The sequence below is a fragment of the Lysinibacillus sp. COL-1 genome, assembly GCF_059814265.1.
This window is the reverse complement of sequence record NZ_JCAWSJ010000003.1, coordinates 344778-354967: the sequence shown is the minus strand read 5'-3', so window position 1 is coordinate 354967 and position 10190 is coordinate 344778. Positions and strand designations below refer to the sequence as shown.

Annotated in this window: 6 protein-coding genes; 3 read left to right on the top strand and 3 right to left on the bottom strand. The window is 36.8% G+C overall.

Annotated elements, in window-relative coordinates:
* Window positions 1-33 precede the first annotated feature (33 nt).
* Both AC6BKE_RS06125 and AC6BKE_RS06120 read right to left on the bottom strand, forming a co-directional pair.
* The gene (locus AC6BKE_RS06125; RefSeq protein ID WP_036118980.1) at window positions 34-765 is read right to left on the bottom strand and encodes a hypothetical protein; all 732 of its coding nucleotides are present in this window, start codon (window positions 763-765) and stop codon (window positions 34-36) included.
* Window positions 758-2095 carry an AAA family ATPase gene (locus tag AC6BKE_RS06120; protein WP_499856177.1) on the bottom strand — a complete coding sequence of 446 codons (1338 nt, stop codon included), beginning with the start codon at window positions 2093-2095 and terminating at the stop codon, window positions 758-760. Before AC6BKE_RS06120 ends, AC6BKE_RS06125 begins: the two co-directional genes overlap by 8 nt.
* Before the next feature lie 150 nt (window positions 2096-2245).
* Between AC6BKE_RS06120 and AC6BKE_RS06115 the strand changes: the two genes are divergently transcribed.
* The 3 genes from AC6BKE_RS06115 to AC6BKE_RS06105 all read left to right on the top strand — a co-directional run bounded on the left by AC6BKE_RS06115 (window position 2246) and on the right by AC6BKE_RS06105 (window position 8300).
* A complete protein-coding gene (locus tag AC6BKE_RS06115) occupies window positions 2246-2710 on the top strand; it encodes a hypothetical protein (RefSeq protein WP_036118983.1) in 465 nt (154 codons plus the stop codon).
* 538 nt (window positions 2711-3248) lie between these two features.
* Window positions 3249-4997 (top strand): methyl-accepting chemotaxis protein, encoded by a 1749-nt coding sequence (locus AC6BKE_RS06110; RefSeq protein WP_036118985.1) that lies wholly within the window; start codon window positions 3249-3251, stop codon window positions 4995-4997.
* Between the two features lie 135 nt (window positions 4998-5132).
* A complete protein-coding gene (locus tag AC6BKE_RS06105; protein ID WP_499856175.1) occupies window positions 5133-8300 on the top strand; it encodes a non-ribosomal peptide synthetase family protein in 3168 nt (1055 codons plus the stop codon).
* An 878-nt stretch (window positions 8301-9178) separates the two neighbouring features.
* On the opposite strand, the gene AC6BKE_RS06100 is transcribed toward AC6BKE_RS06105, so the two are convergent.
* Window positions 9179-10189, bottom strand: a complete 1011-nt coding sequence (locus AC6BKE_RS06100; protein ID WP_036118989.1) for an ABC transporter substrate-binding protein — start codon at window positions 10187-10189, stop codon at window positions 9179-9181.
* Window position 10190 lies beyond the last annotated feature (1 nt).

The following is a 10190-nucleotide window of genomic DNA, read 5'->3' as shown; positions in this document are numbered from 1 at the left end:
GTAAAAACAGGTGACAAAACAAGTCACCTGTTTTTATTGTACATCCGTTTTAATCATTTCAAATAATAGTGGTACATTCGTACCTCGTTGCAATGAATGGCAACCTTCCATTAAAAACGACCAACTTTTCTTTATTTTTTCCCTATAAGGTAGCTCTGAACTAACCGGGAGATAGGCTCTCAAATATTCTTCAATTGTGCCAGATAGATTGTCCATAAACGCATCTGCTTTTTGTATTTTTTCTGTTGGGATTTCATTGCGCTCATCCCATAAAACATGCTCTAAATTCGTAGAGAAATAAAACAATTGATAAGGTACTTTCATACGATTAATGCTAAAATGGTCGTTGGCAATTAAAATTTTAGCATTCTTCGCTTTCATATCATTACGTTGTTCAATTTGTTCTTTACGCTTAGCTGACTTCACTAAAATAGCATCCTCAGTATAAAATAAATTTTGCTCAATTTTCTCATCTACCTTGACACATTCCGGTGCAATAAAGCAACCATCCGTATCTGTAATATGAACGACAGCAGTTAAATCATTTGCTAAAAATTTATATTTTTCAAGATAGCTTTGGATTACTCGTACCACACTATTTTTAATATTCGGGATACGTTTATGGGCATCCCATTTTGTCAAAATATCTTCACGTTGTACATCAAAACGTATGGTTGAATTCGCAAAGTGAGCATCTAAATAATCCTCTAAAATAATTTGCTCCGTTTGTCCTTCCACAATGATTAAAAGTACCTTTTTAGTCATACTGAACACCCGCTTTACGAAAAGCACGTTTAATTTTAAATGTTTTGGTTTCCTTATAGACATCTTCATCCTGTCCACCAAGTTGAATAGCACGTAAGTAGACATCTCTAGCATTATTTACTTCTTTAATGCCTTTTAGCTGCATATAGCGGTGATTTTCATTTGTCGTTGTAAACCATAAGTTTTTAATAGCTAGCACCTCTAATACACGTAGATTATGGGATGTAAAAATAAGTTGTCCTTTTCCATCCTCATCTATCACTGTTAACAACTCACCCAACAAATATTCAAATACTCCCGAATCTAATTCATCAATAACCACACAGGCATTCGGATTATTGTAGACAGCTATCAATACACTAAGAACAGAAATGATCTTTAAAATCCCCTCAGACTCTGTTCGCAGCGGTAATTCCCTCTCTCCACGCTGTGATAAAAATTCAAAACGAATTCCCGGCTCACCATTATCCATCATTTGCTTTGTAATCACATTAATTTTAATAGTTAGACCTGGAATAATAGCCGTTAACACACGGTTACTTTGCTCAATTACTTCACATAATGCATAGAATGCATCCTCTGGTAATATTGCTGGTCCCTTTAAATCGTAAGGTATTAGACCTCTCGTTTTCTCTAAATGAATACTAAACGGCATGATCCGTTCTTCAAATAATGGTGCTATATTTTGATTATTAACAACATGTAAGTCTCTATTAAAATCAACCGCAATATTTTGAAGTAGTTGCATTTCTTGCTCCGAAAGTCGTTCCTGTAACAATGGCTTTACATCTTTATGGAATAGAAATGACATATATTGCTTTCTTGCTAACTGTTGAATAACAAGTAATTGGATACGTGCCTGCTCACTTAAATCAGCCAGTTTTGATTGACGAATTCGGACGTCCTTCTCTGTTACAGCTACTAATATCTTTGAACGCTTCCCTTTAGCATTTTCTCGATAGCTAAGACGTTCCAGCGTTGTATATAACCGATGCTGATCCTCCTGTAGCTCCACATAGTAATTTACATAAAACGTCCCAAATTGATTTTCAACTAAAAATTCGACATCTATGCAGGCTGTTTGCTCACCTGCTAAGATAAGTCGTTTTTCTTGTGAGGGTAGTTTCACTTCAGCAAGCCAACCCGATATAAGTGTCTTTAATATTTCAAATGCATCCACAATGGTTGTCTTTCCAGAGCCATTCTGTCCATACAGCCCTACAACATTTGCTTGTAGAAATGTCTCAAAATTTACTCCTAGTACAATTTCGCCTTGTCTTACATTTCGTAAATTTTGTATGTTCATCTTTTTTATTTTAATAATCGCCATTTGCTAAACATCCTTTTAACCTTTTTCCTTATTATAATGAAAATTGTTATATTTTATAACAATTTCAACCTTAAGTATTGACTAGCCTAAAGCCTATGGCAATTATCGCAATAGGCATATGTTAGAAAAAATGAAGAAAGGTGTGTTTCATTGGTTTATCCTAGATTAGCTCCTGATGATTTTAACAGTCAATTTCGCCCAGGTATGAAAATATGGGTAACACTCCCCACAGGTACTTATGCAGGTACATTGATTCGAACATTTGGCACTGGAGGAAGAACAGCTGAAATCCAGCTAGATAACGGTCAAATAGTGACTGTGGATGTTAGTCAAATTACTGCCGCAGGTACAGGTACACCACCTGGTAGTTCCTATCCTCCGCCATATCCACCACCCTATCCACCACCTTATCCGCCGCAACCATACCCTCCACGTCCATATCCGCCACAACCTTATCCACCGCAACCCTATCCTCCACGTCCATATCCACCACAGCCCTATCCGCCGCAACCTTATCCACCACGTCCAGGAGGGCAATATCCCGGATTCCCACCACCATTAATACCAGGATTGCCTAATATTTTACCAGGTATCTTTGGTAATCCTCGACCATAGCCAATTAGAAAAGGTTATTTCTTTGTTCATCTTTGAATAAAGAAATAACCTTTTTTTCATTTTATTCCCATAATAAAAATGACAGAAAACCATAGCATTCTCAAGCATATCAGACATTACAAAATAAGTAAAAAGCCCTAACAAGGAGTTGAAAAATAGGATATCCACCAAATTTTTAATTCAATTGAAATCGACTAGTTCCAAGCAAACTTCTTTTTTATACTAGTAATCATCCAAGTTTTTGTAAAAATACAGACTAAAATACAAAATAGACAGACTAAAAAACTAAATTTCCTTCTTTAATTTTATAAATCTAGACTTTAAATAGTAAGTTTTCTGGGTTGTGAATCAATTTTTTTGGCAGTATAGTAGTTTAATGTTAGGGGATAAATAGATTACTTTGCATTCATAAATATTTAATATGCATCTGGACTTCTACGAATAACATCACAATCTTCAATGTGCAGTACATTGACTAAATTATCCATTTCTTATCCTTAGCTTGAAATATTTGTTATATCATATTAGGAGGAAAAGTATGAAAAAACGCAAGAAGCAGCATATGTCCATTAGCAAAAAACTAACCGTAATAATGGTAAGTATTTTATTATTATTTGGTTTAGTTACTTTAGGCCTTTCTTATTATATTGTCAGAAATAGTAATTTAACAGATATGGATCAATCGCTCTCTGACAAAGGCATGATCTTAGCAAAAACGATTGATATCAATACGTTGAAATCAATACTAGATAATCCAACAAACAGTAACTCCGACGCCTTAAAATTAACAAGAGAAATGGATGCGATCAATGACAATTCTGATAGCATTACCAATCTATTTTTAATTACGGTTAATGGAGAAAATATTAATGCACCTGTTCTTTCATCTAGTATACTAGAACTAGGTGCTGAATATAATCAAGATATGATTGCTATGGGTTTATCTCCCGATTTCCTAGCAAGAATCAAAGAGGTTTTTAACACAAAAAAAGCAACAGCAACAGATATTTATAGCGATGAGTTTGGTAGCTACAAAACGGGCCTCACACCCATTTTAGATGAAAATGGTGATATGTTGGCTGCATATGCCATTGACTATGACGTATCGATGGTAACTGGAAAAGCCATGTCTGAAGCTCTATGGACATTATTAGTCACTGTTATTTTCTTAATTGGTTCATCTATTGCTGTATACACTCTTTTGAGAAAAAAATTAACACCAATTCAACAGCTTTCCTTACAATCTAAAAAAGTAGCAGAAGGTAATTTAGAGCTTGAACCATTATCCGTTACTTCTACAGATGAAATAGGAACGCTCACACAAAACTTTAACTTAATGATTGAAAATCTAAAAACTGTCATTAAAAGTACAACAAACGTTTCTGCTCGTGTGTCAAACACAGCCAACGTTTTATCGGCAAATATGCAGGAAGCTTCCGATTCTTATAATAATGTAGCTTCTTCTATGCAAGAAATTGCGAGTGGTGCGGATCTCCAAGTTCAAAAGGCAAAAGAGAGTACGATTACTATTGAAGAAATGAGTATTGGTATCCAACGCATTGCGATGACATCCAATCAAATTTCAGAATCCTCTATCTTAGCATCAGAGGAAGCTGAAAGAGGTAATGAATCGACAAATAAATCAGTTGCACAAATGAATGCGATTAGTAAAGCTGTAAATCAGTCTGCTGCTTCTGTTAAATTACTTGGCGATCACTCCAATAAAATTGAAGAAATTGTGGGCATTATTACGGGAATCGCTTCCCAAACAAATTTACTGGCATTGAATGCAGCCATCGAAGCTGCCCGTGCTGGAGAAGCTGGTAGTGGGTTTGCAGTGGTTGCTGACGAGGTACGTAAGCTTGCTGAACAGTCTGAGGCATCTGCACGGGAAATTTCTACACTTATTTCTCATATCCAGCATGATACAAACGAATCTGTCAATATCATGGTTCACGCTGTAGAAGAGGTCGATCATGGAATTGTTATGATTAATGATTCAGAAAAATCATTTAGCCAGATTCTAACTTCCATTCATCATGTAACAGGACAAATTCAAGAGCTTTCTGCTACGATTGAAGAAATGGCAGCTGGTATGGAAGAAGTAACATCTGCTGTTAAAGATATGGAAGACTTCTCTATCAATTCAAAAGACAATACGAGAGCAGTTGCCGCAACTTCTGCCTCTCAGCTGAATACCGTACAACGAGTTTCTGAAGAAGCTCAAGTATTATCCGAGTTATCTGATGAACTATTAAATGTTGTTAATACCTTTGTAGTGAAATAAAAAAGCGAAAGGGCTGCTCTTATCAGGAGATGTATGTCCGTTAGAATTCTGAGAATGATTCATTTTCTGTGGAACTAATGGCATAAACACTCCTTCATAAGTGTCTGCCCTTTTCTAAAATAGGAGTTGTCATGATTGAATAATAAACGAGAATTTGATGTATACCCATTAGAGAATAATACGCATTCTTATGAGCCACAAACTCTACCATCCAATCGTACACAACTGTTGAACGAAGAAGATTTACTAGCCTATCAAACTTTAAACCAAACATTAGCTGACTACGATCAAAACACCACAATACCTGACGTATTTTATCAGGCAGCACAACAGTTTGCTGAACGCATTGCATTGTCCTTTGAAAATGGTAAGATGACCTACCATCAGCTAAATGAACAATCCAATCAAGTTGCTCACATGCTAATAGCAAACGGTCTGCAAAAAGGAAACTATGTGGCAATCGTTATGGAACGAAGTAAAGAAACAATCATCAGCCTTTTAGGTGTCCTGAAAGCTGGTGGTGTATATGTTCCTATTGATCCAAGCTACCCGAAAGAACGGTGTCAGTATCTATTAAACGATACAGGTGCCCCGTTTATTCTAACGAAAAACGAACATACAGCATTACTGAATGATTTCATACATAATGATTCCCAAACACGTACAGTGTTAACGATCAACCAATCAGAAAAAGGCTACTCACAGGAAAATCTAACTTGTGAAATACATCCATCCGACCTAGCCTATATTATTTATACTTCTGGTTCTACGGGCAAACCAAAAGGGGTTATGCTTAAACATGAATCTGTTATTAATTTGATTACAGATAATCAAAGAATCTACCATTCAACACAAGACGATGTATATTCTCAGTTTATCTCCTATAGTTTTGACCCATCAGTAACAGAGACTTTTACCGCTTTCTTTTCTGGAGCAAGGCTTCATATGCTAACAAGTGTGGAACGTCTATCGATTGAAGCATTTGCTGATATGATTGGTCGTGAGCAAGTAACCGCTGCCACTGTACCCAATGCTTTCTTTACACAGCTAGCAACACATTTACCTGTAGAATACCAAGAAAAACTGACAACACTAAACTACCTATCTGTTGGTGGCGAAGCTCTATTACCTGCTGTCGTTCAAAAATGGCATGAAAAATTTGGATTAACTACAGAAATTATTAATCTTTACGGACCAACTGAATGTACAGTATTGTCCTCTTACTTCAAGATAAAGGATTCTATAATAGATAAACAATCCAGTATTCCTATTGGCAGACCAATCGCTAATTATGAGATGTATGTTGTTAATGGCGATGAGCAGCTTTGCCCAGTTCATGAAACTGGAGAATTATGTATTGCAGGTGCTGGTTTAGCAGCAGGCTATTTACATCAGCCAGAAAAAACGGCTGAGGTATTTGTACCTCATCTATTGAAGCCAGAACAAAAAATGTATCGTACAGGTGATTTAGTTCGCCTATTACCTAGTGGTATTATTGAATTTGTTGGGCGCAAGGATTCACAAATCAAAGTAAGGGGCTTCCGTATTGAGCTTGGAGAAATTGAAACGGTGTTAAGCAATCATCCTAACATTCAGGAAGTCGTAATCATTGCGAAGAAAAAGTCCGATGGTAACAATCATTTATTTGCCTACTATACAGTGACTAGTGGTATACAACTTGAGGAAGATATTTTAAGAGACTACCTGTCAACTCTTCTACCAGATTATATGGTGCCTGAGCGTTTTATAGAATTGCCTGAAATGCCGCTTTCTCCTACAGGAAAAATCGATCGAAAACAACTAGCATCACTGGAAGTGGTTTTATCGCGTAGCCATGCATACAGTGCACCCCAAAATAATATACAGCAGCTGCTAGCTACCGCATGGGAAAAGGCACTTGGTATCGAGCCAATAGGCATTCATGATAATTTCTTCCATATTGGAGGTCATTCATTAAAAGTGCTTGAAATTCTTGTACAAGTGAAAAAGCATATACCATTCTTAAAAATACAAGATTTCTTCCACTACCAAACGATTGCAGAGCTAGATCAATATATTCGTCATTATCAGCCGGAAGCTAATGACAATCAAGAGCAACCAGCTAATCTTGTTTTTAAGGATTTAATGGAGCCAAGTCCGCTGCAAGTCTCTCAAACTGTAAGACCCTTGCCAATGACGTCGGTATTATTAACAGGAGCTACAGGTTATTTAGGAAGCCATATATTATACGAGCTGTTAACAGTAACAAATGCACATATTTACTGTCTTATTCGACCAGGTGCCCATGCAACGATTGAGGACAAGCTAATGGATAGTATGCAATTTTACTTTGGCAACGATCTTGTTCATCCTATGAAAGAGCGTGTCACAATTATCCCAGGCGACTTAGGAAAGCAACAACTTGATTTATCTGATGAAGCTGAACAAATGTTGCTGGAAAAAATCAATGCAATCATTCATTGTGGTGCCGATGTACGTCATTTTGGTGCGGCTGACCATTTCAATAATGTCAATGTGAATGGTACTCGCCATTTGCTTGAAATAGCTAAACGAAAACCGGGTATGCATTTCCATTATGTATCAACAATTGGTATTCCAGAGGAGTTAGCTGCCATTCAATGGGGCTCAAATGAGGCAAAAGGTAATTTTAATTACGATGTGAAGCTTAATAATGTGTATACCCAAAGTAAGCTAGAGGCGGAAAATCTTGTTCGAAATGCTGTAAATGATGCCATTCCTATTTCCATTTATCGTGTAGGAAATTTAAGTTGTCACTCTGAAACAGGCAAATTCCAACGTAATATTGATGACAATGCCTTTTACCGTATGATTAAATCGATGCTTTATTTAGGTAAAACACCTACTGCACAATGGCATGTTGACTTTACTCCTATTAATTATGCGAGCCAAGCACTCGTTTCTCTGGCGAGTCAGCCAGCAGCAAACGGTCATGTCTTCCATTTATGTAATCCTGTATCGCTTCCTTATTTAGAATTAATCGACATGATTAAGGAATTTGGCTATGATCTATCAATCGTTTCAGCACAGGAATATACAAATTGGCTATTGCATAGTGAGCATACAAAAGAAGCACAGGAATATTTATCGTTAGCCATTGCTCAGCTTGAAGGTGATGGAGCTGGTGATTCCCCGTTTATTTTCAATTGCAAAAAAACACTAGAATTTTTAGTCAATACGAAAATTGAATGTGCAGTACCTAATACAGCCTTTATTCACAGAATGATTCAATATGGAATAGATACAGGCTACTTCCCTGCTCCAAGTCAAGTCAACATAAGATAATCAAACAGGATATACAGCTATTTGCATATCGTTAACACTAACAGAGTGGGATACTTTTTTTAAGTACTCCCTTCTGGTGTTTAACGAAAATTTAAGAAATACAGGCTTTTGCAGGATCAGCAATGAGCATTGCTTGGTTGGGCATGTGCTATAAACCTCATTTGTTTGATACCATTAATATTAAGCGAGCCAAGAAAGAACTTTCTAGCTCGTTCTCGATTCACAACATCCTTTATCCATCTGCCGAAACAATTACAATGTTTAATAGAGAGCTGCTTCCATTGCTATAACAAAAAGGAGGAGAAATTAATAATTTCTCCCCCTTTCATAGTGTTGAAAAACAAAACCATCCATAGAATTTATGTGAAAGGTGAAAATGGATTTCCGTTGCAGGCTACTTGCTTTCCTGTGGGCGAGCGCCGAGCCGCTTCCTCTGCTACCGCTTCGTGCAGGGGCTCGCCTGTCTCGCTATTCCCACGGGAGTCAAGTAGCCTTCCACTCCAATCCATAAAATAAAAATGTTCACTTTTTAGCAAAGGTTCAAGTGAAGGCATTCACTACTCTTTTATGGAGGGGTGTTGTCACACATCACTTCTCCACATTGAAAATAAGAGGCTATCCTCTCTTATAATATAAATAATGGGCTATTTTGTTCAGGAAAAGACACTTTTGCAGAATGGTTGATTGGAGTGGAGCCAGCGTCACTCCTAGGGGATTTAGCGTCACAGAGGAGACCCTGGAGCGAACGCAGTGAGTGAAGCGGCTCATCGGACGCCCCCTGGAAAGGAGGCTGGCGGAACGGAAATCAACCCCTCGCCTTACAAAATTGCTTATTATACCGTTGACATTACCTTTTTTAAGCTGTCTAATCGACTCTCTTATTTAAATAAGTCTGGATACATCTCTTTTGCTAATGCTTCCATTCCATCTATTGTGTTGTAGCCATAACCAAACATGTAATTATAATCTACGATATAAATTTGTTTATTTTTAATAGCTTTCATGCTTGAAAGTTTAGGATTTGCATAAATTTCTTCGCGTACTTTTGTTAGATCAGAACCATCCCAGTTAGGAAGAATTAATACATCTGGATCTGCTGCAATTAATGTTTCAACACTTACATCGCCTGTTTCATCTTTGAAAATGTTATCTAATTTAACCATTTTGAATGCGTCATTGAAGAATGTTTCATCGTGAGCTGGGTATACAAAAAGCTCTTTTGGATCATTTGTATGCAAATAAGCAAAAGTTTTTTCTTCTTTAATACTTTCTAATTTTGAAGAAATGTTTTGTTGTCGCCCTTTTAATTCTTTAATAAAGCTATCCGCTTTGTCTTGCACTTTGAAAATTTTACCGATATTTTCGATATCTTTGTAAATAGAATCATATGTGCCACCTGTTACAGATGATTCTAAAACATATGTTTTAACGCCCATTTCATTAAGTGAGTCTACTGTCCCTACGCCCCATTCAGCATTATCAAATAAGCCACCGCGACCAAATACAAGATCAGGATCAGTTCCTAATGTAACCTCTTTCCCTACATACTCATCACTTAAAATATTTAACTTAGCGTATTCTTCTTCTACAGATTTATCGACTGCACCAAAGTTTGCACCGACACCAACGATTTTATCACCTAATCCTAAATGTAATAATAATTCTGCTGCTGGGCGTGTATTAGCCATAATTCTTTCAGGTGCTTTATCGAATACTTGATCTTTCTTTTCCCACGTTGAGCCTCCCTCAGCCTTTGCAAAGTTAGCAACTGTCAGTGGATAATAATCTTTTGTTTGTGTTTCCTCAGCTGTATTTTTTGATGTGTTACCACAAGCTGTTAATGTTAATAAAGCTGCTAAACCAATTCCTAATAATAGTTTTTTCTTCATG

Coding starts and splice junctions, on each gene's coding strand:
- AC6BKE_RS06125 (WP_036118980.1), bottom strand. CDS start 765: ATGACTAAAAAGGTACTTTTAATCATTGTGGAAGGACAAACGGAGCAA.
- AC6BKE_RS06120 (WP_499856177.1), bottom strand. CDS start 2,095: ATGGCGATTATTAAAATAAAAAAGATGAACATACAAAATTTACGAAAT.
- AC6BKE_RS06110 (WP_036118985.1), top strand. CDS start 3,249: ATGAAAAAACGCAAGAAGCAGCATATGTCCATTAGCAAAAAACTAACC.
- AC6BKE_RS06100 (WP_036118989.1), bottom strand. CDS start 10,189: ATGAAGAAAAAACTATTATTAGGAATTGGTTTAGCAGCTTTATTAACA.